We start from the raw sequence: 26,738 nt of genomic DNA, 5'->3' as shown, positions 1-26,738 counted from the left end.
TAATATTCAAACCGTGTCTATAGAAAATAATAATCACTATTTTGATCAACAATTTACAGCATTAGCACTGACAGAGCAGGTTTTTGAGAATATAGAGTTTGAAGACTGTACTTTTACAGATTGCGACTTTTCAAATGGCCAATTTAAACACTGCCGTTTTATAGAATGCAGTTTTAAAAAATGCAATTTAGCATCACTAAAATGGGGTTATAGCTCACTCGAAAATGTTGACTTTAGTCATTGTAAATTAAACAGTATACAGTGGAGTGATATAAACTGGCCGCAGCTTAGTGTTAATGCTGCTGTGAGTTTTAGTCACTGTGAGCTTAGCCACAGTTCCTTTTTTGAACTAACTCTAAAAGCACTTAAACTAACAGATTGCTTTGCAAAAAATGTAGACTTTAGGCACGCAAATTTAGCTAAGAGTAAATTTAGCGGTACTGATTTTCGTGATAGCGAATTTTTTCAAACTAATTTAAGCCAGTGCGACTTTGTTGGTGCCACGCAATTTAATATCGATTTAAATAGCAACCAAATAACCAAGGCTAAATTTGAGCGTTTTGAAGCGTTGAATTTACTCAGCGGATTAGGTGTGGAGCTGGTGGATTAGCCGTTATTACACGGCTAATTAAGCTTTTTTAACAGCTAGGGCCATTTTTATTACGTGCACTTGCAAGCACTCTGGCTATTTCAAGCAACGCTGGCGAAATATCGGTTGCGCCATCTTTAATTAGCTTAGTTACATCACCCGATGAATATAAGCTATCGCGAGACGATTTAATGCCTAAACCACGTACATAGTCTTTGGTTTTACCCGTGCTGCCGGTTTCAATAAACTCGCGGATTCAAATCTGAAGTGCATAACGTTTAGGCGGCTTTAGCCGCCAAGTGATCCTGCATCAATTTTGCAGGCGTTTCAAATCCAAGTGTCTTCCTCGGACGATTATTAAGTTGCTCAAGTACTGGTATAACTTGCGCTGGTGTTACCGCCTTAAAATCGGTGCTCTTCGGCCAATACTGACGTAGTAATCCATTCGTGTTTTCATTCAATCCGCGCTCCCATGAATGATAAGGGTGAGCAAAATAAACAGGAACATTTAAAGCCTCTGTGATTTGCTCGTGATAAGCGAACTCTTTTCCATTGTCAGCCGTGATGCTATGAAGCGCTGACCTATATGGCCTTAATAGTTCTATCGTCGCCGTAGTGACGGCTTCCGCTGTTTTTCCTGCCACCTGAGTTGATACAGTGAATTGGGTGACCCGCTCTACAATGGTAACAAGGGCGCCTCGATGACCTTTACCTATGACGGTATCTATTTCCCAATCTCCGATACGGCCTTTCTCATCAACTATTTGTGGACGTTCTTCAATGCTAACGCGATTTTTTATTTGCCCTCGGTTTGTTTTACCATGACTGCGCTTGTGATATTTCTTACCGTGTCGGCGCAGATGTAGGTATAACTCACCACCTGCTTTTTTATCTTCCCAGATATACAGATAAATGCATTCATGGCTGACAGACAGTTCACTTTCTTTGCGTAACCATCCCGTTATTTGTTCAGGACTCCACTTCTCATTAAGCTTCTGGGTAATTAAAGCTATCATTTCAGGTGTCATCTTAAGCGGTTTTCTTACACTTCTTCGGCGAAACAAAGCCCGCTCATGAGCTTGTTTGTGTCTGTAACCTCGCTTACCTGTATTTCTAGAAAGCTCTCTTGAAATCGTAGATTGCGATAAATTAGTTAGCTCAGCAATACTTTGTTGCGTAAAACCGCTTTTCTTTAGAACGGCGATCTGGCATCTTTGCGCATAGGTCAGTTGTTTGTAATGTCTCATTGTAAAATCTCTTGCCGGAGAAAAAGCAGTTAGTTTATGAGCAACTGACCACTTAATCTAGCCAAAACAAGTTATGCACTTACAATTTGAATCTAGGACTTAAAAATAATGCGTTCGTTATCACTTTTAGGTTCAGCTTTTAATACTTCAATTTCGTCTTTATAGGCTTCGATTCGGCTTTGTAAAATTTCAATTCGTTCTGCAATGGTATTATATGATTTCATGGATGGATTCTTTTGCTAAAAATATTGGAACAATGACGGTTATTATCGCACACATTTAAAATAATTAATTATTTAGCTTAACAAGATGAAAAAATAGCGCAGCTTTAACTGCGCTATTTTATATACAGAATTAAAATTATTATACGTTACTCTACCAATTCACTTATCACCAGCGGGTTATTGTGCAGGGTTTTATGCACTGGGCATTTATTGGCTATTTCGAGTAAGCGCGCGCGTTGCTCTGGGGTTAAGTCGCCCGTTAAGGTGATTTTACGCGTAATAGCTTCAACACCTTGGGTTTGCTCTGCGTCACCGTCTTGTTTTTTATAATCGCGAGTGTGCTCAAGCTCAACTTTGACATGCTCCAACGGTAATTTTTTATGGCTCGCATACATGCGCAGTGTCATAGAGGTACATGCGCCAAGCCCCGCGAGTAAATGCTCATACGGATCTGGGCCTAAGTTATGGCCACCTGCTTTTAGTGGCTCATCGGCAAGCCAAGTATGCTCTTTGGTGCTTACGTGCTGAGTAAATACATGGTCTTTTTCTTCTACTAATACGCTGCCATTATTTAATTTAGCCGTATATTTAGTTTTATCGTAATTTACATAACGATTGGCCCAGGTGGCAATAATATCTGCTGCGTAGTCGGCATCGTTTTTATTAGTAAGTAAGTGATCGGCGTTATCTAGGCTAATAAAGCTTTTAGGGTGCTTAGCTGATGCGTAAATTTTTTCGGCTTCGCTAATATTTACAGTCGCGTCAATAGGGGAGTGCATTACTAATAATGCGCGCTTAAGTTTACTTATGTGGCTTTTATCGTACTTAGCTATATCGTCTATAAATTGTTTTTTAATAGTGAACTCGCGGCCTGCTAAATTTACTTTAGCTTCGCCAGCTGCGTTAATTTCATCTAGGTGGGCTTTAAAGTTGTGTGCTACGTGTTGTGCATCTGACGGCGCACCTATGGTAGTAATTGCCGATACTTCTGGTATGTGCTCTGCAGCGGCCAGCACTGCTGCTCCACCTAAGCTGTGGCCTATAAGTAGCTGCGGCGCACCAAAATGTTCACGCAGGTGATTAGCGGCCGCTACTAAGTCTTGAATATTAGATGAGAAATTACTATTGGCAAAGTCGCCATCGCTATTACCTAAGCCGGTAAAATCAAATCGTAATACTGCAATCCCTTGTTGTGTGAGTGCACGGCTGATACGTGTTGCCGCCGCTATATCTTTGCCACAGGTAAAACAGTGTGCGAATAGGGCGTAAAATTTAATTTCACCAGAGGGCAGTTCAAGTTGTCCTGCCAATTTTAAATCACCACTTTTAAAAGATACTTTTTGTCGCATGAGAAGCCTTAATACTTAAATTTAAGTACAAAATAATAAACATTACTATCATAGTTCAGAGATAGGTGCGAAGTGATGTTATTTCAATCTTTATTTATAATTTGATTAAGATCAACTCGATTGCTCACCTAGCCAAGGTGCGGACATATGTCCTTATGATTTTAGGGCTGTTTGTCTATCCTCACGGTGGTAATAATACAGGCTTTGCTGCTTAAATAGAGTAATCTACCTCTATAATGTAAATGATCTCTCACAACCTATTCACTGGAATGTACAATGCAATTACCTACTGTTGATTATAAAGCGGACAATGCGGCTGCTCAATTTGTTGAATCATTAAGAAATACCGGCTTTGGGGTATTAAAAAACCATCCAATTCCGCAATCTTTAGTTGAGTCTATTTATAAAAATTGGCAAGACTTTTTTAACTCAGATCAAAAGCAGGACTTTTTATTTTCTAAAGACACCCAAGATGGCTATTTTCCGCCTTCGGTATCTGAAGTGGCAAAAGGCTGTAAAGTTAAAGACATTAAAGAGTATTTCCATGTTTATCCTAAAGGCCGTGTACCTGCCCAGTTAGAAGCAGACATACGTGAGTACTATCGTTTAGCTAATGAGTTTGCAGCAACGCTTTTAAGTTGGGTACAAGCAGAAGCACCAGCAGATGTGCGTGCTAAATTTTCGATTGACTTAAAAGATATGATTGCTAATTCTGAGCAAACATTGCTGCGTATTTTACATTACCCACCAATGACCGGCGATGAAGAGCCAGGTGCTATTCGTGCAGCTGCGCATGGCGATATTAACTTGCTAACTGTATTACCTGCTTCTAATGAACCGGGTTTACAAGTTAAAAATACCGAAGGCGGTTGGTTAGATGTTCCTTCTGATTTTGGTTGCTTGATCATTAATATTGGTGACATGCTACAAGAAGCGTCGGGTGGTTATTTCCCTTCAACAATTCATCGGGTAATTAACCCAACAGGTAAAGCGTCTAGTAAGTCGCGTATTTCATTACCACTATTCTTACACCCTCGCCCAGATGTGGTGTTATCAGAGCGCTATACTGCTGATAGTTACTTGCAAGAGCGTTTACGTGAGCTTGGCGTTAAGTAACTAGTAAATATCGCGATATAAAAAAACGGCTTTTTAGCCGTTTTTTGCGTTTTATAACTGCGGGTAGCGCTGCTGCATAATGTTGAGTGACCTTGTAATAATCTGCGCGAGTATCGTTAAATCCACTTTAGCTAGGTTTGTAATATATAAACAGCTTTTACCTAAACTGTGCTTTCCTAACTGGTTAAGTAGGGTTTTAATCGTCTCATCTTCAAAGCCGGGCATTATATAAATACACAGCTTGGTTTTACGCGGGGAAAAGCCAGTGAGTGGCCATTTTTCACTGCTGCCAGAGTTATGTTTATAGGTGTAGTGGCCAAAGCCAATAATATCCTTACCCCATACAACGGCTTGCTCATTAGTGACTTTTGTAAATAGGGCGAGTAATGTTTTCGCCTCATCTTCCCGCTTAGTCTCTACATTATGTAAACACTCAACTAAAGTTATTTGGTTTGCTTGGGTTTTTAAGCTCATAAGTAACTCTTTAATTTATTTTTAGCGGTAGTTAATAGTAGCAAAAAATGAGTACTAAAAGTTGGATGTGAATATTTTTATGCAATATTGCAGGTTATAGGTATAATGCGCGCAACTGGCTAGTTTAGCCTTATTTAAAAGAGAGTTTATATGAGTTTTGAAGGTTTAGGTTTATCACAGTCTTTAGTTAATGCGGTTTTAGAGAAGGGCTATGAAACGCCAACGCCAATTCAGGCTCAAGCAATTCCGGCGATTATTGAGCGTCGTGATGTGATGGCAGCAGCGCAAACAGGAACAGGTAAAACAGCGGGTTTTACACTGCCACTTATTGAGCGTTTGTCTAGCGGTCCTAAAGCTAAAAGTAACCATGTGCGTGCACTTATTTTAACGCCAACACGTGAGCTTGCTTTGCAAGTTAGTGAAAATGTTGAAGAGTACGCAAAGCATTCAAATGTAAGCTCGTTTGTAGTTTACGGTGGCGTTAAAATTAACCCACAAATGCAGCGTTTGCGCAAAGGGGTTGATATTTTAGTGGCAACTCCAGGGCGCCTAATCGATTTACATAATCAAAATGCGGTTAAGTTTGATAGTGTTGAAGTACTAGTTCTTGACGAAGCTGATCGCATGCTCGACATGGGCTTTATTCATGATATTAAACGCCTGATTGCAAAAATGCCTGCAAAACGTCAAAACTTAATGTTTTCGGCAACCTTTTCTGACGAAATTCGTGCACTGGCAAAAGGGTTGATAAACGATCCGGTTGAAATTTCTGTTGCTGCAAAAAACACCACAGCTAAAAGCGTTACTCAGTGTGTTTACGCGGTAGATAAACCACGTAAAACAGCGTTATTAAGCCACCTAATTCGTACTAACGATTGGCAGCAAGTATTAGTATTTAGCCGTACTAAGCACGGCGCAAACCGCTTAGTTAAACAACTAGAGCGCGATGATATTGTTGGCGCGGCTATTCATGGCAATAAATCGCAAGGCGCACGTGTTAAAGCCCTTGATGGCTTTAAAAGCGGTGAAGTACGTGTGTTAGTTGCAACCGATATTGTTGCCCGTGGTTTAGATATTGTGGAATTACCGCATGTTGTTAACTACGACTTACCAAACGTATACGAAGATTATGTGCATCGAATTGGCCGTACTGGCCGCGCCGGTGCATCGGGCCATGCAATTTCGTTTGTAACCACGGAAGATGCAGTGGATTTATACGGCATTGAGCGCTTTATTGGTGAGCTTATTCCTCGTGCTACCGAAGAAGGTTTTGAGCCGGTTAACCCAGTACCAGAGCGCGACTTAGATGCTCGTCCAATCGCTCCTAAAAAAGCTAAAAAGACCAATCAGCCATTTAATAAGCCTAAATCTGACAGCAGCAAGCCAAATAATAAAAAGCCTAATAATGGCGGAAACGGTACGGGTGCGCGCAGAGGCGGTTCTAAAAAGCCAGTAGCTAAAACGGATGATAAAGCGCAAAGCCCATGGGCAAAACGCGAATCTGTTGGTGGTAATACTCAGCGCCGTCGTCGTCCAAGTAACAACGATTAATAATACTTTTAAACGCTGAGACAAAAAACGCGCTTACTTGCTTTACAAGTAGCGCGTTTTTTAATGGGGATTTTTTAGTGTGTATGCTTTGCTATTATTACAGGCTAGCTGATTAAGTAATTAATTCCTAATCCTACAAATAAGGTAACACTTACGCTAAGTAGTGTGCCTAGCATTACATATTCGGTGAGCTTTTTATCTTTACTGGCACTTAAATCGCCAAATCTAAATACAGATTTAGCGGCAATTAAAAACCCTAGCCCTGCAAACTGATCTAATAAGATAAACGTCAGCATCAGTACTCTTTCAAGCATGCCAATACTTTGTCCAGCTAAGGGCAGGCTACCATCACTTGAAAAGTGGTTGGTTATACGCTCTAACATCATTCTTATAAATACGGCACTGGGATTTAAAATAATGAGGTAACCAGCTATAACCCACAGCGCTTTTGAGTTGGTTAATAGCGCCATTACACTGTTAGTAAACTGCAGATTGTCAGTTAGCCAAATACTTATCGCAATAATAATGATGATATGTGCAATTTGGTCGAATAAAAAAGGCACTACGCCTTTATTAGAGTACGATTTTGCAATATCAATAAAGTAGTGGCTAATCACGATAATACTGGTGGCAAGAAATACGCTACTCAGTTGTTGCCAGCCAAAGGTATACTCCCAAAGCGTAATAATTAGTGCGCTAGTCACGCCGTGAACTAATACATGGTAGTAAAGTTTTTTTGCTTTAAAGTGGCGGGTGTTTCTGTCGTTTACCCAGCTCATGGGTTGCCAGTAAAAATCGGCGAGTAGGTGGCCAATAATAAGGGCAACGAGTAAGAGTGAAAATGCCATTATTTACTTCCTGCGATTATTTTTTGGATACATTGCTGAGTGTATTTAATAAAACGCTCTATTAGTTGGTAATGCGCTAAATTAAGCAATTTAGTAACATTCTCCCGGCTTGTTTTTAGCTCTTTAGCTACAGCGGCATGGCTGTTGTCGGCTTTAGTTAAGTACACATACAAGGCATTGGCCTGCTTTAGCGTAATTTTAGTGAGTAACACATCTACAAAGGCTAGATTAAGGCTTAAGCTCTCATCGAGTTGTTGCTCTGCAATATTAATAATAAAGCGTTGATTGGCTATTTTATCTAGCCCTTGCCCAGAGAGAGTAAAGGCAGAGCCGGTTGCGGTTTTTATATCGCTGCGCGGATTATCTATTTTCCCTAAAGCCATACTTTGGCGTAGTTCATACCCCGATGCTTTTAAGTGTAAATACACTAAAATAGCGGTTTTAAATAATTGCTCTGGGTTGTTTAACTGTAATTGAAAGGCATCGCCTCGGTATATATTCCAATGAGTGCGCTGTGTGGTAATACTTCTTAGGCTTTGCTCTAGCTGATAAAGCATGGCATCGTACTGCTGCTGAGGAATAGTTTGCGATTTAATAATGTCGCCGCTGATCACACCAATCATATGAGCCTCGAAATAGTTACTTTTTAAAATGTAACCTAAATTGGTTACATGGAGTTAAGTAACCAATTTAGGTTACTTAAATAAAAAATGCAAGGTACACTTATTTTAATAGCACCACGCCATTACTATAAATCCTGATTAGGAAATTAAATGACTTCACAACACGAGCTGCAAAATACCAAACCCCGTGTAGGTATTTTTGTCGATGTACAAAATATTTATTACACTTGCCGTGAAAGTTACGGAAAAAACTTTGATTACAACGCATTTTGGCGAGTTATGGCGCAGCAATATAATATTGAATGTGCGTTTGCTTATGCAATTTACCGAGGGGATGAAAAACAAAGCCAGTTTCAAAATATTTTGCGTGCAATTGGTTTTGAGGTAAAACTTAAGCCATTTATTCAACGCCGCGATGGCAGTGCCAAAGGCGACTGGGATGTGGGTATAACCATTGATATGCTTGAGCATGGTAAAAACCTTGATAAAGTTATTTTACTCTCTGGTGATGGCGACTTTGCTTTATTGTTGGGGCATTTAAAAAGCCAATATAATGTTCCGTGTGATGTATATGGCGCTGATAGGTTAACCGCAGAGGCATTAAAACAAAGTGCTGAGCAATTTCATTTAATCGACAATACATTTTTGCTTTAAATCAAGGTTTACTAAATAGCCAAAAAAATAACACTCACATAGGCTATTAGCCCCTGCAACATGAGACTTTTTAATACTGCAGTGTTATATAGCAATTGAGCCTATTTTAGGCTTTTTTTATCGCGCTAATAAATTGGGTTTACTAAAGGGTTATGGTAATTTTAAAACATAACGTGTACCTAAGGATTTAAATGCTTCATTACAGCAACATGCCACTAGACAGAGGCTCAAATTTTCGTAACGACCCAGCATGGCTTAAAGCGCATATGTCGGCGCAAAGTAAGTGGGTTTTAGTTAAAAATAATCAAACCTTATTTATTAAAGATACCCCAAAAGTTAGTTATTTATCGTATCAACAGGTTGCCCATTTAGATTTAACTAATGCTATTTTTGTTGGTTTAAACAATGCAAAAGATGGGGTGTTTGCTCTTGATGTATCTAAGCTAGATACCAGCATACTTGATCCTTTAATTGACGGCGCACAGTTTGTTGACATACGCCAATACGGCCCTCAAGTAACCATTAAATACGCTTCAATAGCGGCACTTGCACGCGGCTTATGTTATTGGCATGCAACCCATAGTTTTTGTGGACGTTGCGGCAGTAAAAATCATTTAGTAGAAGCCGGGCATTCGCGAGTATGCGAAAACGAAAACTGTAAACACCCTACTTTTCCGCGCACTGATCCTGCAGTAATTATGGTGGTTACTAAAGTGTTTGCCGATGGGGTAGAGCGCTGTTTACTAGGTCGTCAAGCTGCGTGGGCGAGCGGTATGTATTCGTCGTTAGCGGGCTTTGTTGATCCCGGTGAAACACTCGAGCAAGCAGTAGCTCGTGAGGTAAAAGAAGAGGCGGGTATTGAAGTAAATAATGTACGTTATGTTGCATCACAACCTTGGCCGTTTCCTTCATCAATAATGCTGGGCTTTTTTGCCGAAGCGGTTACAGAAGATATTAATGTTGATAAAAACGAACTTGACGATGCTAAGTGGTTTAGTCGTGAAGAGTTACGCCAGTTTGGTAATTGGCATGACGAAGGGGAGCATTTAAAGCTTCCCAGAACAGATTCTATTTCTCGCTATTTAATTGAGTACTGGCTAAATAATAAGGATTAAGCATGACGATCAAAAGCAATAAAAATACCCAACTTGTTACATCAGGACGTAAAAAAGCCTATACCCACGGTGTAGTTAATCCGGTTGTGCAACGTGCATCAACCATAGTATTTGACTCAGTAGCAGAATTAAAAAAAGCCGCTAAAACATGTGGTGACAAAACCTTATTTTATGGCCGTAGAGGCACAACTACCCACTTTGCGCTGCAAGAGGCGATAACTGAGCTTGAGGGCGGCGAAGGGTGTGTACTTTATCCGTGTGGCGCAGCTGCAATTAGCCAAACTTTGCTGTCGTTTTTAAAAACCGGCGACCATATTTTAATGGTTGATAATGTATACGAACCTACTCGTGATTTTTGCGATAAAATTCTAGCCGGCCTGGGTATTAGCACTACGTATTACCCACCTACTATAGGTGCTGGAATTAAAGACTACATTAAAGCAAACACCAAGGTATTGTTTTTGGAATCGCCGGGCTCTATTACCATGGAAATTCAAGATGTACCGGCTATGGTAAAAGTAGCAAACGAGCACCACATAATGACCATGCTTGATAATACCTATGGCAACGGTTTGCATTATCGTCCGCTTGAGCACGGTGTTGATATTAGTATTCAAGCAGCTACTAAATATATAGTAGGCCATTCTGATGTAATGATGGGCGTGGCTGTTGCTAATAAAAAGTATTGGCTAACTTTGCGCGAAAACTCCTATTTACTCGGGCAATGCACTAGCGCAGACGATGCATATTTAGCACTTAGGGGCTTACGCACTATGGCTGTGCGTTTAAATCAACACGAAAAAGCAGCAATAGAAGTGGCTACATGGCTTGAGCAACATGAGCTTGTTGATCATATTCGCCACCCAGCATTTGCTACTTGCCCGGGGCATGAATTTTTTAAACGTGACTTTGATGGCAGTAATGGTTTGTTCTCAATAGTAATGAAAGCAGGGGATCAGGCTGCCATAGATGCGTTTTTAGATAGCCTACACTATTTTAAAATGGGTTTTTCGTGGGGCGGCTTTGAAAGCTTAGTAACCGCTAATTTAACCATGAAAGGACTGCGTTCTGATACAGGTTGGGATTTAGGGCCCGTTATTCGTTTGCATATAGGCCTTGAAGATGTAGACGATTTAATCAACGACTTAAGCCAAGCACTTGAGGTTTATAAGCAGCATTTATAATTTTTAATGTAATTTATGCTGTTAGATTAAAATGTATTGTTACAAAGCTCACCATTGGTGAGCTTTTTTTTGCTGGTAATTCAAGGTATTTACACTTAGTGTGGATAAATATACTGAAAACAAAAAGTCATTAAGGATAGTCAATGGCAACACCATTACCGATAAACATAGGGCGACTAACGCAAATAGCAGGCTTTGAGCTCGTACGTATGTTTTTAACTAAACGTGGGCTCATTGCATTAGCTGCCTTTGCATTGGTGTGGCTAATAATACTGCGCTACCCGATAGGGCAAGCGGTAGGCATTGTAAGTGCGCCCGATTTTGAACAAATTGCCCGTGACATATCTGGCTCCATAGGTTTAAGTAAATTACTTGATTGGCCTGAGGCCGAATTTGCTATGTATTGGCTGATTGCTTTGTATAGCTTTCCGATATTTAGTGTGTTTATTTGCAGCGACCAAACGGTAGGCGATAGAGAGCGTGGCACACTTCGTTTTTTATCGCTGCGTTCAACACGTTTTGAAATACTCTTTGGCCGTTTTTTAGGGCAATTAGCGGTATTAGCATGCTTGGTAGGTATTACCCTGGTGGCTACGCTCGCTGTGCTGGGGTTTAGAGATCCTAGTTTACTTGCTGGTGGCTTTGCCCGCGCACTTTCTATATTTTTAATATTAGTGGTTACTCTGTGCCCATTTGTAGCTCTTATGACGTTGATAAATACCTTTGCTCGCTCATCGCGTTTATCTATAGTGTTGGCAATTTTATATTTTACTGCAGGCGGTATTGTTGTTGGTATTTTGCAGTGGCAAATCCCCGCATTAGGTATGCTTGATTATTTATTTCCGGGTGTACAAATAGAGCTATTAGCTGGACAAAATTTACCATTACTAAGCGCGGTGGCTATTCCACTGATCCAAACAGCGGTATTACTAAGCGTTGCTCAGCGTGTTTTTGCAAGGAGCTCACTATGAGAGCATTAATTACAGGCAGCGGTTTGAGTAAATCGTATGGCGCAAAACTTGCGCTTAATAATGTGAACTTTGAAATAAATAAAGGTGCGCCAGTGGCGCTTGTTGGGCCAAATGGCGCGGGTAAAACCACCTTATTTAGTTTGTTATGCGGCTATATAGCGCCCAGTAAAGGCAGTCTTGAAATATTAGGGCATAAGCCTGGCAGCGCAGCTTTATTTAATAAAGTAAGTGCATTACCGCAAGACGCGCAGCTTGACCCTCGTTTTAATATAGACAAGCAACTTGCCTTTTATGCAAAACTACAGGGTATGGGCGCTAAGCAAAGCCAAACTGAGGCGCTACGTGTACTTGACTTGGTTGGTCTAAAAGAGATTGCAAAGCAGCGTGCAGGGGACTTATCACACGGTATGCGTAAACGTGTAACCATAGCACAGGCGCTTATTGGTGAGCCGCAAATAGTGATGCTTGATGAAGCCACTGCGGGGCTTGATCCTATTCATGCCAGAGAAGTACGCGAGCTGGTTTCTGATTTAAGTGAGCAGGCTACTTTTATTTTAAGCTCGCACGATTTAACTGAGCTGGAGCGACTTTGCTCGCAAGTATTGCATTTAGATAAAGGCGTTTTAAGCGAGCATCAAACCAAAGAAAACAAGTCAGATACACATTTTTATACCCTAATGCTTAATGAAAATTATCAAAATGTAGAGCAGCAGTTGCAATCGATAGCAGGTATAAGCCGTGTATATATGAGCCAACATAAAGAGTTTGTAATTGAGTACCAGCCTACAGGTGAACCGCTTGATATTGCATTGCTTAACTTTTGCCATCAGCATAACTGGCAATATAGGCAGCTTGTGAACGGACACACCCTAGAGAATCAAATTTTTAAACAGGAGAAATTATAATGGGATTATTCAGTGGGTTAATGGGTAACGCTAGCGAAGTAGATGATGCCGACTTAGAAAAAGTATTATTAAATACCTTAATAGAAGGCGAACAGGTTGAAAAGGCTTATAAAGTAATACGAGATATGTTTATTTTTACTAACAAGCGATTGATCTTGATAGATAAACAAGGTGTTACTGGTTCTAAAATGGAGATGATCAGTATAGCTTATTCAAAAATAACAAAGTTTAGTAAAGAAAGCGCAGGGCATTTTGATCTAGATGCCGAGCTGAAAATATGGGTTGGCTCAGACTCTACACCTATTAGTAAAGACTTTAAGTCTGGCGATAATATTAATGATGTTTATCGTATTATTAGCCAATATGCACTGTAATACTTAGTTTAGTTAAAGTAGTTGTTAGCATGGTGTTGCAATTACTTTAATCTTACACATACCTACACTTCATTACAATTAACTTAATGAATACAAGTGCTTAGTTAAGTTTTCATTCAGTTTCACAGCGTTAGCATGTCCCTCGATCTCAGCTACCCAGCTAAGACATAAAAAAGTCATATAAATAGGGATTTATCATAATGAAAAAGTTAGCAGTTATTATCTCAAGTATTTTATTATCTAGCGCTGCAACCACTGCAATGGCAGCAGATAGCTATCAGTCAATTAGTAACCTAGGCTTTAAGCATGAAACTAGCAGCAATAACAATACCGTTGCGGTGGATTCTATTTACTATTTATCGCCTAAAAAAACATTAGGCCCGTACGATCAGTTTGAATACATAAATAAACAAAGTAATGTATATGGCAGCTACGCTGACGACGACTCTAGTGACGTAACTTCAGTTGGTGGCGAATACTTTATTAACAACTTTGTGGTAGGTGCATCTTACAGTAACCTTGATACTGGTTCGCACAATGAGTTTTACACGCTTTCAGGTGGTTTCTTTTTTAACCCAAACTTACTGGCTAAAGTAACTTTAGTTGAAAACAAAAACGGTGAAGATTTTGCGTTATTTGATTTAGCTTACAACCACATGCTAAACAGCACTGACTACATTGGTGTAACAGTAACCGCTGATGACGACTTTGATTACCGTGCAGTAGCAGCTAAATACTTTATTGACTTGCAGCAAGGTAACTTCTTAACGTTTGAAGGTAAGTACGAGAGCATTGATGATAAAGAAAACCAATGGGTAGCAGAAACTAACTACTACTTCTCAAAAGCAACATCTGTATTTGCTAACTACAACAAGCAAGATGCTTACAGCTTTGGTGCTCAGCATTTCATTAATGAAAATGTAGGTATTAAAGTTGGTTACGGTAACAATGCTGATGATTCAGGCAACGATGCTTACTTTGCTAACATGCGTTTTCAGTTTTAATTAAGGCTTATAGTTAATTTACTTAAGAGTAAAAACAAACCCCGCTTAATACTAAGCGGGGTTTTTGTATTTTTAAAGTAAGTAATTGAGTTAAAAATAATAACTAAAGCTATGCAGAAAGTTAAAAGAGGTGATTTTTAAATAAACTAAGCATAACTTACGACTGAAGAATGATTGTATTTAACTTGAGAACGGTCATAATTAAACCACTATTTTCATTCAATGTATCAAGGAATATGCACATGACATTTTTTATTATATTGCTGGTCGTGGTGGTGGTTATATTTGCAGTTAAAAATATTCGCCTCAATTTAATCAGTCGACCTACCTTTAAAATGTTTAAAAAAGTATTACCGCCGTTATCACAAACCGAGCGCGAGGCAATGGAAGCTGGTGATGTTTGGTGGGATGGTGAGTTATTTAGTGGTAACCCAGACTGGCAAAAGCTGCACCGCTTTCCTAAGCCTGAGCTAAGTGATAAAGAAAACGCCTTTATGGATAATCAAGTAGAGACTTTATTGGCTATGCTTGACGATTATCAAATTGTGCAAAAAGATAAAGACTTACCAAAAGATGTTTGGGATTACTTAAAATCGGAAGGTTTTTTTGCATTAATAATTCCTGAAAAATTTGGTGGGCGTGAATTTTCTGCGATTGCAAACTCTACTATAGTGTCAAAAATTGCCACAAAAAGCTTAACAGCAGCTGTTACCGTAATGGTACCTAATAGCTTAGGCCCAGGTGAATTACTGCTACATTACGGTACTACAGAGCAACAAAACCGCTGGTTGCCTACGTTGGCGACTGGTGAAGATGTACCTTGTTTTGCACTAACAGGTCCAGAAGCCGGATCTGATGCAGGAAGCATTCCTGACTCAGGCGTGGTGTGTATGGGGGATCATAATGGCGAAGAGGTTTTAGGCCTGCGTTTAAATTGGTCAAAACGTTATATTACGCTTGCGCCTGTGGCAACGGTTTTAGGGCTTGCCTTTAAAATGTATGACCCTGACGGTTTATTAGGTGGAGAAAAAGAGCTGGGAATTACCTGTGCGCTTATCCCTACTGATCACCCTGGAGTTGAAACTGGCGAGCGCCATTACCCACTAAATATGGCGTTTATGAATGGCACAACGTACGGTGAAGATGTGTTTATTCCACTGGATTGGATTATAGGCGGGCAGCAAGGCGCTGGACGTGGTTGGCGCATGTTGGTTGAGTGTTTAAGTGCAGGGCGTGGCATTTCATTGCCAGCATTAAGTACAGCAACAGGGCATTTAGCCGCTAAAATGACCTCAGCTTACGCCATGGTGCGCCAACAGTTTGGTGTGTCTATTGGTCAATTTGAAGGTGTACAAGAGGCACTTGCACGTATTGGTAGTTTAACCTATGCGCTTGAGTCGTGTCGTTTAATGACGGCAGGTGCAATTGATTTAAAACTCAGCCCTTCAGTTGTTACCGCTATTGCTAAATACCATATGACTGAAATGGGTCGTACAGTAATGAACGATGCGATGGATATTCATTCAGGTAAAGGCATTCAGGTTGGTCCAAATAACTATTTAGCGCATGGCTATATGGGGATCCCGGTATCGATTACGGTAGAAGGCGCTAATATTTTAACGCGTAATTTAATGATATTTGGCCAAGGTGCCACACGTTGTCATCCGTTTGTATTAAAAGAAATGGAAGCGGCAGCGATGGAAGATGATGACGCTGCATTAGAGCAATTTGATGGTTTATTAATGGACCATATTATGTTTGCCGCGTGCAACGCCAGCATGGCACTTGTGCATGGTTTAACGCGTAGTTGTTTTGCTAAAGCACCGGTAAGTGGCGAAACAGCAGTTTACTATAAGCAACTGACAAGAATGAGCCGTGGCCTTGCCATATGTACAGATGTAGCCATGCTCATGTTAGGCGGAGAACTTAAACGTAAAGAAATGATATCGGCACGTTTAGGTGATGTATTAAGCCATTTGTACTTAGCGTCAACCGTACTAAAACGTTTTGAAGACGAAGGGCGCCAACAAGCCGACTTACCCTTTGTTAAATACGCAATAGAAACGTCATTGTATGAAATTGGCCAAGCATTTGATGGTTTCTTTAAAAATTTCTCAAACCCGGTGGTTAACTTTGTGCTCAAACGTATTGTATTCCCACTCGGTAATCATTATCACAAACCAAGTGATGCCATTGCACAAAGTATTTGTAAACATATGACTCAACCAGGTGTGTTTAGAAACCGATTAACGCATTTATGTTATGTGGATGAAAACGCGGGTACGGGTGTAATGGAAAGTGCATTTTTAGCAATGCATGATATGCAAACACAATTTAAAGATCTAAAACAATGGCAGCGTAAAGGGAAGGTACCCGCTACGCTTGATATTGAGGGGGCGATTAATTATGCGCTTGAAAACGATTTATTAAAGCAAACCGATGCCGATGCAATGCATCATGCTAATAAATTAAGAAAGCAAGCCATAGCAGTTGATAACTTTCAACCTGGTGAGCTATAACGCAGTGCTTTAAGTAATAACTAAAACGAAAAGGCCTTACAAATGTAAGGCCTTTTTGCGTTTAATTCATTTAAGTTAACGAGCGTAAGGATCGGTCACTATTTTATCTATATACCATAGGCCTTTTTTATGACGCATTTTAACGCTGCGCATATCATCAATTTTTTTACCATTTAGAGTGCCGGTGAATATAAGATTAATTTTAGCCGAGTCGCCATATTGCTCCCGTAAGCTCATATTAGACATATCAACTTCTATAACCACTTGATCATATTGCATGTTTAATAAGGTGCGAGAAAATTGCTTAGCAGTACCGTATGATTTCATAATGCGGGCAAGGTTTGGGGTTGCCATAGTGCTGGCTTTATGCAGATTTTTTTGATTATAAAGCGCGTCAAAATAAGCCGTTGCAGCATCGCCCGGCGTGCTATTAACTTGGGCAACTTCTTCAGTGCAGCTAATAATAAATAGGCAAAAAGTTAAGCTTAAAAAAGAGGTTAGTTTTTTCATCATCAATATAATTTATTCATTCTTTACAAAGTGTGTGGCTTTATTGCACGGATGTAAAGGGGGGTGAATAAATAAGTAATAAAAAAGGATGCTAAGAGCATCCTTTTTTCAAACAAAATACTTATTGTACGAGCTCTTGTTCACTAAACTCTTCATCAAACATGGGGCTTGATAAATAACGCTCAGTGGCACTTGGTAAAATAACCACTATATTTTTATCTGCATTTTCAGGCTTTTCAGCAATACGTTTCGCCGCAACAACCGCTGCGCCAGATGAAATACCTACTAATATACCTTCTTGTCTCATTAGTAGGTGTGCCATCGCAATAGCATCTTCGTTAGATACTTGCTCTGCACCATCAATCACACTTAAATCTAAGTTACCAGGAATAAAGCCAGCACCAATACCTTGAATTTTATGTGGCCCAGGCTTAATTTCTTCACCTGCTAGCGTTTGGCTAATAACCGGTGAATTTGTTGGCTCAACAGCAATCGATTTTACATTGAGACCTTTTTCGTTTTTAAGGTAGCGACTAACACCAGTGATAGTCCCGCCAGTACCAACGCCTGCAACAAAAAAGTCTACTTTACCATCAAGGGCATCATAAATTTCAGGGCCGGTGGTTTCAAAGTGAATTTTAGGGTTTGCCGGGTTTTCGAATTGTTGTAATAAAATATATTTATCGGGAGCGGTTGCTTGAATTTCTTTTGCTTTATCAATTGCACCGTTCATACCTTTTGCGCCATCGGTTAGTACTAGGTTTGCACCTAATGCTTTGAGCAGTTTTCGGCGCTCTAAACTCATAGTATTTGGCATGGTAAGGGTTAGTTTATAACCACGAGATGCTGCCACAAACGCCAGCGCAATACCGGTATTACCAGATGTAGGCTCAATTAGTTCTTTATCTTTCGTTAGCTGCCCTGATTTTTCAGCTTCCCAAATCATTGATGCACCAATACGACATTTTATACTAAAGCTTGGGTTGCGAGATTCAATTTTTGCGTATACGTTGCCACCGGTAACACGGTTAAGTTTTACCAGCGGTGTATTACCAATGCTTAGTGAGTTATCTTCAAAAATAGTAGACATAATGTTCCTTTGGATACAATCCGCTTAACATGTTAGTAGTTTTGCTATTAACTATATAAGCATACTTTACTGTGAGTTTAAAAAATTTAAAGTAAAGTTTGGCTATAACATATATTTATTGGGCTTATAACGAGGATGTGTTTATTTCTAGAGCTTGAATTTACCGCAGTGTGGTTGATTTTTGAGCTATGTAGGGCCTTCTTAATGTGGTTACTGCTCATTAATTGACGCTAACGACGCTTAAAAGATAAATAAACCCTAATTAAATAAAAACTTGGCCTCGTGATCATTACAAGTGTTACTTAAGGAACCTGAGCTCCGGATAATAAATCTATCTCAAGCAGCTATTTTCAGCGCTAACTGCGTTGAATTTACTTGCAATAGGCCAGCTATTGACGCGTAAATTCGCCTTGTTTTCATTGAAAACTTCTGGCTAGAGAAAATAAAATTAAATATAACTATGATTCAATACGTTAGTAAATCTCTTAATCAGAGTTCAGATTAAGTAGAAAAATAAACTTTTGAAAGGCGTGTTATATTTATTTATATTCTAACAATTAATCTATTAAAGACTTAATACTCACCGTATTGTTGCTTATTTGTGCAAATGAACTGCAGTTGAACAGTTTTATGATACAAGCTATGCAAAACATGATAAAAACACAGTATCTAAATTCAAGAAAGCAATCACAATGAAGTTAATCTTAAAATTAATTGCCGGTATTGTGGCCGGTATCTTAGCTGGACTCTATTTACCACTAATAGGCGTTGAACTTTTATATACTGTTAAAGAACTGATTGGACAATTGATCTCCTTTACTATACCGCTGATCATTTTATTTTTTATTGCATCGGGTATTGCTGGACTACCAAAAGGGTCAGGGCACTTATTAGGTAAAACAGTTGGTTTTGCTTATGGCTCTACTGTTATTGCTGGCACACTGGCTTTTTTACTGGTTAGCACAGTAATTCCATTTTTAAGTGGCGGTATTACATTTGAAGCTGAATCAGCGACACAAGTTGGTAGTTTTATTGATTTAGAAATTCCGCCACTAATGGGCGTGATGACTGCATTAATGAGCGCATTTATATTTGGTATTGGCATGAGCCAGCTTGAATTGACTACGCTTAAAACAGTGTCTGATCAGGGGCGTGATATTGTTGATGGCTTATTATCTAAGGTGATAATACCGGCATTACCATTTTATATTGCAGGTGTATTTGCCGAAATGACGGTAGCAGGAACAGTTGTTGATACCCTACAAGCATTTGGCGTAGTACTTATTGCAGCGCTGGTTATGCACTGGTTATGGCTTACTGTTTTATATGTATCTACAGGCTTGTTACTAAAACGCAACCCAATCGAATTAATTAAAAATATGCTACCAGCGTACTTTACCGCTTTGGGCACAATGTCTAGCGCTGCAACAATTCCAGTATCATTACAATCAAGTAAGTCGAATGGCGTAAAAGAAGACGTAGCCAATTTTACGGTTCCGCTTTGTGCGACAATTCATTTATCGGGCTCTACAATTACAATTGTAACCTGTGCAATGGCGGTCATGTTTTTATCACCAAGCATGCAAGCACCTTCATTAATGGGCATGTTGCCATTTATTATGATGTTAGGTGTAGTAATGATTGCCGCACCAGGTGCACCAGGTGGTGCAGTAATGTCGGCACTGGGTTTATTAACAACTATGCTAGGCTTTAATGAAGGCGCAGTAGCTTTAATGATTGCACTATATTTAGCCCAAGACAGTTTTGGTACTGCGTGTAACGTAACCGGTGATGGCGTTATTGCTTTGTGGGTAGATCGCTTTAGCGAAAAAGCATAATAAACTGGGTGTGTTAATCTGTTAATATACATGTATTAACACACCTTAAACGATGAAATAATATCGGTTATTGTTTTATTTTAACTGTGTTACTGTGGCAAATTAATATTATTAAATTGCATTTTATTAGGCTAGTGAGGATGTTCCATTGATTAATGTACTTTTAGTTGATGACCATGAGTTGGTACGAACAGGGATCAGGCGGATTCTTGACGATGTACGAGGCTTTAAAGTTGTTGGAGAAGCTAAAACAGGTGAAGAGGCAGTGCAATTTTGTCGTCAACACTCACCCAATATAGTACTTATGGACATGAATATGCCCGGTATTGGTGGCCTTGAGGCGACGAAAAAGATTTGTCGTTATTGCCCAGATGTAAAAATTATAGTGCTTACTGTTAATTGTGAAGATCCGTATCCTAGTACCGTAATGCAGCTTGGCGCGCATGGCTTTTTAACTAAAGGTGCTGGGTCTGATGAAATGGTACGTGCTATACGCTGTGTGCATGCAGGGCAGCGTTATATTGCACCTGAAATTGCACAGCAAATTGCATTAGCACAGGTAAGTGGGCGCACAGATGAAAGTCCATTTCAGAGTTTGTCAGAGCGAGAACTGCAAATAATGCTAATGATCACCAAAGGTGAAAAAGCACAAAGTATAGCTGAGCGTTTAAATTTAAGCTCTAAAACAGTTAATAGCTACCGCTATCGTATGTTTGAAAAACTAAATGTGAGTGGCGATGTAGAGCTGACTCATTTAGCTATTCGCTATAAAATGATTGATATAGACATATCGTACTAATCATAATTTATGTCTGAATTTGATCACGTCCAGTTTTTAAAAACACTATCGAGTGAGCCCGGGGTTTACCGTATGCTCGATAGTGACAATCAAGTAATTTATGTTGGTAAAGCAAAGCATTTAAAAAAACGGGTGAGTAGTTACTTTAGAAGTAACATCACCGACAGCAAAACCCGTGTTTTAGTCAGTAATATTTGTAATGTTGAAGTAACGCTTACTAATACCGAAACCGAAGCGCTATTACTTGAAAACAATCTGATAAAAAAGTATCAGCCTCGTTACAATATTTTATTACGCGACGATAAATCCTATCCTTATATATTACTTACTAATCATAAACATCCTCGATTAGCGTTTCATCGTGGCAGTCGTAAAGTAAAAGGTGAGTATTTTGGCCCATTTCCAAGTGCGGGGGCGGTATCAGAAAGCTTACGACTGATGCAAAAAATATTTCCCATTCGTCAATGCGAAGATGTTTATTACCGTGCGCGCAGCCGACCATGCTTACAATATCAACTCAAACGATGCTCAGCCCCGTGTGTAAATAAAGTTTCAGATGAAGATTATACTGAGCAAGTTGATTATGTGCGTAAGTTTTTAACGGGTAAATCACATGAGGTAATCGCCGATCTCATTAAAAAAATGGAAGCAGCTAGCCAGCAGCTAAATTTTGAGTTGGCTGCAAAAGTGCGTGACCAAATAATGTTGCTGCGTAAAATGCAGGAACAACAGTCTATTTCGGGTAATTTTGCAGAAATGGATGTTGTAGGCTTTGCACACCTAAATGGTTTAAATGGCATTCACTTATTGATGATCCGCGACCATAAAGTATTGGGCAGTAAAACCTACTTTCCAAAAGTGCCAAAAGACTCAAGTGAACAAGAAATATTGACTTCGTTTTTAGGCCAGTACTATTTAGCGCCGGGGGCAACTGGGCGTATCGCAAAAGAAATCATTTTGCCGTTCGAAATACAAGAAAGCGACGTATTAGGCCAAGCACTTACGCAAATAAGTGAGCGTAAAGTAACTCTTAAAGTAGTTACTCGGGGTGAGCGTGCCCAGTATTTGCAGTTAGCCAATAAAAACGCATTAAATAGTATTACCGTTAAGCAAAGCACCCAAGACTCTATTAATAAACGCTATGCGCAATTAAAAGCTACCCTACGCCTTGATGATATAACCAGAATGGAATGTTTTGATATAAGCCATACTATGGGGGAGAACACGGTTGCTAGCTGTGTGGTATTTGATTCACAAGGACCCAATACTAAAGAGTATAGGCGTTACAACGTGACTGGAATAACCGGTGGAGATGATTATGCTGCCATGGAGTTTGCGCTTAATAAGCGCTACAACAAATTAGTTGATGAAGATAAAATACCCGATGTGATTTTTATAGACGGTGGTAAAGGGCAATTAGGGCGTGCAGAGCAGTATTTTGCTACTTGGCCACATGCAAAAATGCCCTTGTTAGTTGGTGTAGCTAAAGGTACAAGCCGTAAACCCGGCCTCGAAACACTGTTAATAGACGGTGGTCGAAAAACTATTCCAATGGATTCAGATGCACCTGCACTGCATTTAATTCAGCATATACGCGACGAATCACATCGTTTTGCTATTGCGGGGCACCGTAATAAGCGCCAAAAACAACGAACGCAATCATTATTAGAAGAAATAAATGGCGTAGGTGCTAAGCGCCGACAAACATTATTAAAATATTTAGGGGGCATGCAAGGGGTAAAAGCTGCTAATATAGAACAGTTAAAGAAAGTACCGGGGATCAGCCCTGACATGGCTGACAAGATATTTAACCATTTGCATGACAAGGGTTAGCCCTTCATGCGAATATAGCAAAAAAGACATACCCAAGCAGTTATGTGGAATATTCCAAACACACTCACAACCTTTAGACTTTTTCTTATCCCCATTTTTTTGGTGGTATTTTATTTGCCTTATTCATGGGCGCTTTTTGCTGCCGCCTTTATTTTTTGGTTTGCATCAATAACCGACATTCTCGACGGTTATTTAGCACGTAAACTTGAGCAATCAACCCCCTTTGGTGCGTTTTTAGATCCCGTTGCCGATAAAGTTATGGTGTGCGCTGCCTTAGTCGCGTTATCAGAGCATTATCAGTCTATGTATATGACTATCCCGGCACTTATTATAATAAGCCGCGAAATTGTTATCTCTGCACTGCGTGAATGGATGGCAGAACAAGGTAAGCGCGATAACGTGGCTGTATCTAATATGGGTAAAATAAAAACAGCAGCACAAATGTTAGCCATTATCGGTCTAATTTGGCAATACGATGCTTGGATGAATTATTTAAGTTTTGGTTTGTTGTATATTGCGACCTTCCTAACATTGAGTTCTATGATGCAATATTTGGTATCGGCATGGAGTGAATTGACCAAAAATTGATTCTAAACGTCTAATAACGCACCATATTAGATAAAAAATAATCAAACAGTTCGAAAGTGGCATTTTTTGTATTGACGCGTTTAATAATCTCTGTAGAATGCGTCCGTGTTGAGAGGGCATAGCCCCCAAGATAAACTAAATGGTAATTAATCAGTTACTGAATATTTACTGCAATACGTTGCAAGTTGATAGAAAGCTTACTGAATAATATTAAATGCGGCACTAGCTCAGTTGGTAGAGCGCGACCTTGCCAAGGTCGAGGTCACGAGTTCGAGCCTCGTGTGCCGCTCCAGTTTATCTCATTGTTAAGGCGGAATGGCAGAGTGGCCATGCACCGGATTGCAAATCCGTTTACCTCGGTTCGACTCCGGGTTCCGCCTCCATAGCAACACTCCACATGCTTTAAATAGCAAACTCGATGCCCGAGTGGTGGAATTGGTAGACACAAGGGATTTAAAATCCCTCGACTAACAAGTCGTGCCGGTTCAATTCCGGCCTCGGGCACCACTTTGTGGTTTTATTACATTACCAAGTGTAATTTATAAAATGTTTAATTTAGAACTAATATGATGCGGCACTAGCTCAGTTGGTAGAGCGCGACCTTGCCAAGGTCGAGGTCACGAGTTCGAGCCTCGTGTGCCGCTCCATATTAGTTTTATCCACTTGCTTTAAATAGCAAACTCGATGCCCGAGTGGTGGAATTGGTAGACACAAGGGATTTAAAATCCCTCGACTAACAAGTCGTGCCGGTTCAATTCCGGCCTCGGGCACCAATTTTATATAAAGTGGCAGAGTAATAAAATACTAATTTATAGTATAAGTAAATACCATTGCTTATAGAATAAAAATGCGGCACTAGCTCAGTTGGTAGAGCGCGACCTTGCCAAGGTCGAGGTCACGAGTTCGAGCCTCGTGTGCCGCTCCAAATTATTTGGATACATTTAGGCGGAATGGCAGAGTGGCCATGCACCGGATTGCAAATCCGTTTACCTCGGTTCGACTCCGGGTTCCGCCTCCATATAATTTACTCCACACGCTTTAATTAGCAAACTCGATGCCCGAGTGGTGGAATTGGTAGACACAAGGGATTTAAAATCCCTCGACTAACAAGTCGTGCCGGTTCAATTCCGGCCTCGGGCACCACTTTCTTGCTATTACTACTTATAAACAATGCTATAAGCTGGCAATAACATTAGTCAGTATTTACGCATCAATTCGTTATAATAAAACTACACATCTTATTACTACAATAAAACCCAGTCTGTTAAAGTGAATAGTTACCTTGAATAACGCTAGATTCAGTGCTTATTTATATCTTAAAGTCTACAGCCTTACCTAAATAAGTATTTCCAATTAAGCAATTAGCTATTTATTGTTACTGCACGTAAGAAATAGCCACACTTGCTGATAATACCAAAGATCCCGTAACGAAATAACGCCGCAGCGCTTAGCTACATGGCTACACTTCATCTAGTTAGAATACTAATCAAAACATGAGGACTCTATACACTAGTATAGGGTTTTGTATTTGCCGCATGAGAACGTATTACAATACAAAACTAAATGCTTACCATGAGTAACGATTACTAGGCGTTAGCAATAAGTAATCGGCAAAGCGTTACCATTTAAATCGCCAGATCATCGTTACTAAGTTTAGGGGGGGAGGTTAGGCCTCATGCGTCTCTGAGGCTTAGGTTATTGTATGAAGGTGTAGAGTGAAGCGTTATTAGCCATATAAAGGCGAGCCAGCAATGGGGATGTGCTTTAAAAGCAAAAAAAGGGAAGCACTATAGCTTCCCTTTAATTTAACCAATATTAGCATTTAATTACTTATGCCAAATCCCTTTTGGAATTGTTTTATCAAGATGCTTATTTTTAGTTGGATCGAAGGTTGGTAACTTCCCAGCACGACGTTGCGTGTTGTAGTCTTTAGCAAGCCAAACAACTACGCCTGACAACATAAATAATGCTATAACGTTCACAATAGCCATTAACCCCATAGATATATCAGCTAAAGTCCACACTAATGGTAGCTCACCCATAGCGCCAAACATCACCATACCTAATACTAACAATCTAAAAATCAACATGCCGTATGCATGGTTATGCTCTAAAAATAATAAATTTGTTTCTGCATAAGAGTAATTAGCAACAATAGATGTGAAAGCAAAGAATAAAATAGCAATCGCAACGAATATTGCACCCCAACTACCTACATGCTCCTCAAGTGCTGCTTGAGTTAAAGCTATGCCCGTTAAACCAGAGCCAGCAGTAAGTTGTTGTGATAATAAAATTAATGCCGCAGTAGCGCTACAAATTACAATAGTATCAACAAAAACGCCTAACATTTGCACATACCCTTGTGAGGCAGGGTGGGGAGGGTTAGGTGTTGCTGTTGCAGCTGCGTTAGCAGCGCTACCCATACCCGCTTCGTTTGAGAACAAGCCACGTTTAATGCCTTGGATCATCGCTTGCATAACGCCGTAGCCAATTGCGCCTGCGCCTGCTTGCTCAATGCCAAATGCACTATTTATAACATGCATAAAAACACCAGGTAGCTCTGAGTAATTTAAAGCACAAACGTACAAAGCCACTAGTAAATAAGCAAGAGCCATAAAAGGCACTACCATTTCTGCAAATCGAGAAATAGTTTTTAAACCGCCAAAAATAATGATCCCAGAGCCAATAACTAAAGCAATACCTACTACATAGTTCGGAATATCAAAAGCGACTTTAAATGCAGCTGCAATAGAGTTTGATTGCACTGCGTTAAATACAAAACCAAACGCTAATATTAAACACAGTGAAAAAATAACGCCCATCCAGCGCTTACCTAAACCATATTCCATATAATAAGCAGGGCCACCACGAAAGTTCCCCTGTTCATCACGCGTTTTATAAGCTTGCGCTAATGTGCTCTCGGCAAAACTAGTCGCCATACCAATTAAAGCAATAAGCCACATCCAAAAAATAGCCCCAGCACCACCTAAATAAAGTGCAACTGCAACACCTGCCATATTACCAGTACCAACACGCGCTGCGAGTGAAGTACAAAAGGCTTGGAATGAAGAAATGCCATCGCCTGAACCTCTACGACTCAAAAACATCACTTTTATCATGTGAGGAAACTGTACAAATTGAATAAAGCGAAGGCGAATGGTGAAAAACAGCCCTGCTGCTATTAATAAGTATACTAAAACATGGCCCCATAAGAGGCTGCTTATACTGTTTATTATATCTGTCATGCTATTTGCCTAATCAACGAGTTTAAATCTGTCGCGCAACTTAGCATAAGCTTGAGAAATAGTTTAGTAATCGAGGTAAAAAAATGAC

Annotated in this window: 24 protein-coding genes, 8 tRNA genes and 1 pseudogene; 23 read left to right on the top strand and 10 right to left on the bottom strand. The window is 39.8% G+C overall.

Translation table 11 applies throughout. The features are described 5' to 3' along the window. Positions 1 to 13 precede the first annotated feature (13 nt). Positions 14 to 610, top strand: a complete 597-nt coding sequence (locus PNIG_RS11265) for a pentapeptide repeat-containing protein (protein WP_011328601.1) — start codon at positions 14 to 16, stop codon at positions 608 to 610. A 28-nt stretch (positions 611 to 638) separates the two neighbouring features. On the opposite strand, the pseudogene PNIG_RS20180 reads toward PNIG_RS11265, so the two are convergent. The 4 genes and pseudogenes from PNIG_RS20180 to PNIG_RS11250 all read right to left on the bottom strand — a co-directional run. Then, a pseudogene (locus PNIG_RS20180) lies at positions 639 to 845 on the bottom strand (hypothetical protein); the annotation flags it as partial. A gap of 22 nt (positions 846 to 867) precedes the next feature. Beyond that, positions 868 to 1,836: an IS30 family transposase gene (locus PNIG_RS11255; protein WP_089368521.1), complete on the bottom strand. Its 969-nt coding sequence runs from the start codon at positions 1,834 to 1,836 to the stop codon at positions 868 to 870. 92 nt (positions 1,837 to 1,928) lie between these two features. Continuing rightward, positions 1,929 to 2,060, bottom strand: a complete 132-nt coding sequence (locus PNIG_RS20280) for a hypothetical protein (protein WP_256620718.1) — start codon at positions 2,058 to 2,060, stop codon at positions 1,929 to 1,931. 146 nt (positions 2,061 to 2,206) lie between these two features. Beyond that, positions 2,207 to 3,409, bottom strand: a complete 1,203-nt coding sequence (locus PNIG_RS11250) for a bifunctional alpha/beta hydrolase/OsmC family protein (protein ID WP_086999221.1) — start codon at positions 3,407 to 3,409, stop codon at positions 2,207 to 2,209. A 276-nt stretch (positions 3,410 to 3,685) separates the two neighbouring features. Here PNIG_RS11250 and PNIG_RS11245 point away from each other — a divergent pair, with 276 nt between their 5' ends. Next, positions 3,686 to 4,525 (top strand): isopenicillin N synthase family dioxygenase, encoded by an 840-nt coding sequence (locus PNIG_RS11245; RefSeq protein ID WP_058373708.1) that lies wholly within the window; start codon positions 3,686 to 3,688, stop codon positions 4,523 to 4,525. A gap of 51 nt (positions 4,526 to 4,576) precedes the next feature. Here PNIG_RS11245 and PNIG_RS11240 read toward each other — a convergent pair whose 3' ends face one another. Next, positions 4,577 to 4,999 (bottom strand): DUF1801 domain-containing protein, encoded by a 423-nt coding sequence (locus tag PNIG_RS11240; RefSeq protein ID WP_011328597.1) that lies wholly within the window; start codon positions 4,997 to 4,999, stop codon positions 4,577 to 4,579. A 150-nt stretch (positions 5,000 to 5,149) separates the two neighbouring features. Here PNIG_RS11240 and PNIG_RS11235 point away from each other — a divergent pair, with 150 nt between their 5' ends. Then, positions 5,150 to 6,550, top strand: a complete 1,401-nt coding sequence (locus tag PNIG_RS11235; protein WP_011328596.1) for a DEAD/DEAH box helicase — start codon at positions 5,150 to 5,152, stop codon at positions 6,548 to 6,550. Between the two features lie 104 nt (positions 6,551 to 6,654). Here the strand turns inward: PNIG_RS11235 and PNIG_RS11230 are convergent, their stop codons facing one another. Then, positions 6,655 to 7,398 carry a DUF3307 domain-containing protein gene (locus PNIG_RS11230; protein WP_011328595.1) on the bottom strand — a complete coding sequence of 248 codons (744 nt, stop codon included), beginning with the start codon at positions 7,396 to 7,398 and terminating at the stop codon, positions 6,655 to 6,657. Continuing rightward, positions 7,398 to 8,021: a hypothetical protein gene (locus tag PNIG_RS11225; RefSeq protein ID WP_041454486.1), complete on the bottom strand. Its 624-nt coding sequence runs from the start codon at positions 8,019 to 8,021 to the stop codon at positions 7,398 to 7,400. The genes PNIG_RS11230 and PNIG_RS11225 overlap by 1 nt, the downstream gene beginning before the upstream one ends. Positions 8,022 to 8,171: 150 nt before the next feature. Between PNIG_RS11225 and PNIG_RS11220 the strand changes: the two genes are divergently transcribed. The 8 genes from PNIG_RS11220 to PNIG_RS11185 all read left to right on the top strand — a co-directional run bounded on the left by PNIG_RS11220 (position 8,172) and on the right by PNIG_RS11185 (position 16,747). Continuing rightward, on the top strand, positions 8,172 to 8,675 hold the full coding sequence (locus PNIG_RS11220; protein ID WP_086999215.1) for a LabA-like NYN domain-containing protein: 504 nt from the start codon (positions 8,172 to 8,174) through the stop codon (positions 8,673 to 8,675). A gap of 191 nt (positions 8,676 to 8,866) precedes the next feature. Continuing rightward, positions 8,867 to 9,790 (top strand): NAD(+) diphosphatase, encoded by a 924-nt coding sequence (gene nudC / locus PNIG_RS11215; RefSeq protein ID WP_089368520.1) that lies wholly within the window; start codon positions 8,867 to 8,869, stop codon positions 9,788 to 9,790. Between the two features lie 2 nt (positions 9,791 to 9,792). Next, positions 9,793 to 10,974: a cystathionine beta-lyase gene (locus PNIG_RS11210; protein WP_089368519.1), complete on the top strand. Its 1,182-nt coding sequence runs from the start codon at positions 9,793 to 9,795 to the stop codon at positions 10,972 to 10,974. Positions 10,975 to 11,117: 143 nt separating this feature from the next. After that, the gene (locus PNIG_RS11205; RefSeq protein ID WP_086999203.1) at positions 11,118 to 11,945 is read left to right on the top strand and encodes an ABC transporter permease; all 828 of its coding nucleotides are present in this window, start codon (positions 11,118 to 11,120) and stop codon (positions 11,943 to 11,945) included. After that, a complete protein-coding gene (locus tag PNIG_RS11200) occupies positions 11,942 to 12,850 on the top strand; it encodes an ABC transporter ATP-binding protein (RefSeq protein ID WP_011328589.1) in 909 nt (302 codons plus the stop codon). The genes PNIG_RS11205 and PNIG_RS11200 overlap by 4 nt, the downstream gene beginning before the upstream one ends. Beyond that, positions 12,850 to 13,224: a PH domain-containing protein gene (locus PNIG_RS11195; RefSeq protein ID WP_011328588.1), complete on the top strand. Its 375-nt coding sequence runs from the start codon at positions 12,850 to 12,852 to the stop codon at positions 13,222 to 13,224. Before PNIG_RS11200 ends, PNIG_RS11195 begins: the two co-directional genes overlap by 1 nt. 200 nt (positions 13,225 to 13,424) lie before the next feature. Continuing rightward, positions 13,425 to 14,228: a putative porin gene (locus PNIG_RS11190; protein ID WP_011328587.1), complete on the top strand. Its 804-nt coding sequence runs from the start codon at positions 13,425 to 13,427 to the stop codon at positions 14,226 to 14,228. A gap of 242 nt (positions 14,229 to 14,470) precedes the next feature. Then, the gene (locus PNIG_RS11185) at positions 14,471 to 16,747 is read left to right on the top strand and encodes an acyl-CoA dehydrogenase (RefSeq protein WP_192532206.1); all 2,277 of its coding nucleotides are present in this window, start codon (positions 14,471 to 14,473) and stop codon (positions 16,745 to 16,747) included. Positions 16,748 to 16,822: 75 nt separating this feature from the next. Here PNIG_RS11185 and PNIG_RS11180 read toward each other — a convergent pair whose 3' ends face one another. Beyond that, entirely contained in the window at positions 16,823 to 17,257 is a 435-nt protein-coding gene (locus PNIG_RS11180) for a hypothetical protein (RefSeq protein WP_041454731.1), read from the bottom strand. 121 nt (positions 17,258 to 17,378) lie between these two features. Beyond that, complete coding sequence (gene cysK, locus PNIG_RS11175; RefSeq protein WP_011328584.1) at positions 17,379 to 18,347, bottom strand: cysteine synthase A; 969 nt, start codon at positions 18,345 to 18,347, stop codon at positions 17,379 to 17,381. Positions 18,348 to 19,039: 692 nt separating this feature from the next. On the opposite strand from cysK, the gene PNIG_RS11170 reads away from it, so the two are divergent. The 12 genes from PNIG_RS11170 to PNIG_RS11115 all read left to right on the top strand — a co-directional run bounded on the left by PNIG_RS11170 (position 19,040) and on the right by PNIG_RS11115 (position 24,548). Then, the gene (locus PNIG_RS11170; protein WP_089368517.1) at positions 19,040 to 20,185 is read left to right on the top strand and encodes a dicarboxylate/amino acid:cation symporter; all 1,146 of its coding nucleotides are present in this window, start codon (positions 19,040 to 19,042) and stop codon (positions 20,183 to 20,185) included. A 148-nt stretch (positions 20,186 to 20,333) separates the two neighbouring features. After that, positions 20,334 to 20,984, top strand: coding sequence for a UvrY/SirA/GacA family response regulator transcription factor (uvrY, locus tag PNIG_RS11165; RefSeq protein WP_089368516.1), 651 nt, complete (start codon positions 20,334 to 20,336; stop codon positions 20,982 to 20,984). Between the two features lie 9 nt (positions 20,985 to 20,993). After that, the gene (gene uvrC / locus PNIG_RS11160) at positions 20,994 to 22,817 is read left to right on the top strand and encodes an excinuclease ABC subunit UvrC (protein ID WP_089368515.1); all 1,824 of its coding nucleotides are present in this window, start codon (positions 20,994 to 20,996) and stop codon (positions 22,815 to 22,817) included. A 42-nt stretch (positions 22,818 to 22,859) separates the two neighbouring features. Continuing rightward, a complete protein-coding gene (pgsA, locus tag PNIG_RS11155; RefSeq protein ID WP_089368514.1) occupies positions 22,860 to 23,405 on the top strand; it encodes a CDP-diacylglycerol--glycerol-3-phosphate 3-phosphatidyltransferase in 546 nt (181 codons plus the stop codon). A gap of 216 nt (positions 23,406 to 23,621) precedes the next feature. Then, positions 23,622 to 23,697 (top strand) — tRNA-Gly (locus PNIG_RS11150). 17 nt (positions 23,698 to 23,714) lie between these two features. After that, a tRNA-Cys gene (locus PNIG_RS11145) sits at positions 23,715 to 23,788 on the top strand. A gap of 37 nt (positions 23,789 to 23,825) precedes the next feature. Further along, positions 23,826 to 23,912, top strand: a tRNA-Leu gene (locus PNIG_RS11140). A 64-nt stretch (positions 23,913 to 23,976) separates the two neighbouring features. Further along, a tRNA-Gly gene (locus PNIG_RS11135) sits at positions 23,977 to 24,052 on the top strand. 39 nt (positions 24,053 to 24,091) lie between these two features. Next, positions 24,092 to 24,178, top strand: a tRNA-Leu gene (locus tag PNIG_RS11130). A gap of 76 nt (positions 24,179 to 24,254) precedes the next feature. Continuing rightward, positions 24,255 to 24,330, top strand: a tRNA-Gly gene (locus PNIG_RS11125). Between the two features lie 19 nt (positions 24,331 to 24,349). Continuing rightward, positions 24,350 to 24,423, top strand: a tRNA-Cys gene (locus PNIG_RS11120). A 38-nt stretch (positions 24,424 to 24,461) separates the two neighbouring features. Beyond that, positions 24,462 to 24,548, top strand: a tRNA-Leu gene (locus tag PNIG_RS11115). 683 nt (positions 24,549 to 25,231) lie between these two features. On the opposite strand, the gene PNIG_RS11110 is transcribed toward PNIG_RS11115, so the two are convergent. Then, a complete protein-coding gene (locus PNIG_RS11110; RefSeq protein ID WP_011328579.1) occupies positions 25,232 to 26,650 on the bottom strand; it encodes an alanine/glycine:cation symporter family protein in 1,419 nt (472 codons plus the stop codon). Positions 26,651 to 26,738: the final 88 nt, after the last annotated feature.

This window comes from Pseudoalteromonas nigrifaciens (genome assembly GCF_002221505.1).
Lineage (GTDB): Bacteria > Pseudomonadota > Gammaproteobacteria > Enterobacterales > Alteromonadaceae > Pseudoalteromonas > Pseudoalteromonas nigrifaciens.
This window is presented reverse-complemented; position numbering and strand designations above follow the sequence as displayed.

What these genes read in the sequence shown, in the direction of transcription:
- PNIG_RS11255 (WP_089368521.1), bottom strand. Translation starts at nt 1,836, where the DNA reads ATGAGACATTACAAACAACTGACCTATGCGCAAAGATGCCAGATCGCC.
- PNIG_RS20280 (WP_256620718.1), bottom strand. Translation starts at nt 2,060, where the DNA reads ATGAAATCATATAATACCATTGCAGAACGAATTGAAATTTTACAAAGC.
- PNIG_RS11250 (WP_086999221.1), bottom strand. Translation starts at nt 3,409, where the DNA reads ATGCGACAAAAAGTATCTTTTAAAAGTGGTGATTTAAAATTGGCAGGA.
- PNIG_RS11245 (WP_058373708.1), top strand. Translation starts at nt 3,686, where the DNA reads ATGCAATTACCTACTGTTGATTATAAAGCGGACAATGCGGCTGCTCAA.
- PNIG_RS11240 (WP_011328597.1), bottom strand. Translation starts at nt 4,999, where the DNA reads ATGAGCTTAAAAACCCAAGCAAACCAAATAACTTTAGTTGAGTGTTTA.
- PNIG_RS11235 (WP_011328596.1), top strand. Translation starts at nt 5,150, where the DNA reads ATGAGTTTTGAAGGTTTAGGTTTATCACAGTCTTTAGTTAATGCGGTT.
- PNIG_RS11230 (WP_011328595.1), bottom strand. Translation starts at nt 7,398, where the DNA reads ATGGCATTTTCACTCTTACTCGTTGCCCTTATTATTGGCCACCTACTC.
- PNIG_RS11225 (WP_041454486.1), bottom strand. Translation starts at nt 8,021, where the DNA reads ATGATTGGTGTGATCAGCGGCGACATTATTAAATCGCAAACTATTCCT.
- PNIG_RS11220 (WP_086999215.1), top strand. Translation starts at nt 8,172, where the DNA reads ATGACTTCACAACACGAGCTGCAAAATACCAAACCCCGTGTAGGTATT.
- nudC (WP_089368520.1), top strand. Translation starts at nt 8,867, where the DNA reads ATGCTTCATTACAGCAACATGCCACTAGACAGAGGCTCAAATTTTCGT.
- PNIG_RS11210 (WP_089368519.1), top strand. Translation starts at nt 9,793, where the DNA reads ATGACGATCAAAAGCAATAAAAATACCCAACTTGTTACATCAGGACGT.
- PNIG_RS11205 (WP_086999203.1), top strand. Translation starts at nt 11,118, where the DNA reads ATGGCAACACCATTACCGATAAACATAGGGCGACTAACGCAAATAGCA.
- PNIG_RS11200 (WP_011328589.1), top strand. Translation starts at nt 11,942, where the DNA reads ATGAGAGCATTAATTACAGGCAGCGGTTTGAGTAAATCGTATGGCGCA.
- PNIG_RS11195 (WP_011328588.1), top strand. Translation starts at nt 12,850, where the DNA reads ATGGGATTATTCAGTGGGTTAATGGGTAACGCTAGCGAAGTAGATGAT.
- PNIG_RS11190 (WP_011328587.1), top strand. Translation starts at nt 13,425, where the DNA reads ATGAAAAAGTTAGCAGTTATTATCTCAAGTATTTTATTATCTAGCGCT.
- PNIG_RS11185 (WP_192532206.1), top strand. Translation starts at nt 14,471, where the DNA reads ATGACATTTTTTATTATATTGCTGGTCGTGGTGGTGGTTATATTTGCA.
- PNIG_RS11180 (WP_041454731.1), bottom strand. Translation starts at nt 17,257, where the DNA reads ATGAAAAAACTAACCTCTTTTTTAAGCTTAACTTTTTGCCTATTTATT.
- cysK (WP_011328584.1), bottom strand. Translation starts at nt 18,347, where the DNA reads ATGTCTACTATTTTTGAAGATAACTCACTAAGCATTGGTAATACACCG.
- PNIG_RS11170 (WP_089368517.1), top strand. Translation starts at nt 19,040, where the DNA reads ATGAAGTTAATCTTAAAATTAATTGCCGGTATTGTGGCCGGTATCTTA.
- uvrC (WP_089368515.1), top strand. Translation starts at nt 20,994, where the DNA reads ATGTCTGAATTTGATCACGTCCAGTTTTTAAAAACACTATCGAGTGAG.
- pgsA (WP_089368514.1), top strand. Translation starts at nt 22,860, where the DNA reads ATGTGGAATATTCCAAACACACTCACAACCTTTAGACTTTTTCTTATC.
- PNIG_RS11110 (WP_011328579.1), bottom strand. Translation starts at nt 26,650, where the DNA reads ATGACAGATATAATAAACAGTATAAGCAGCCTCTTATGGGGCCATGTT.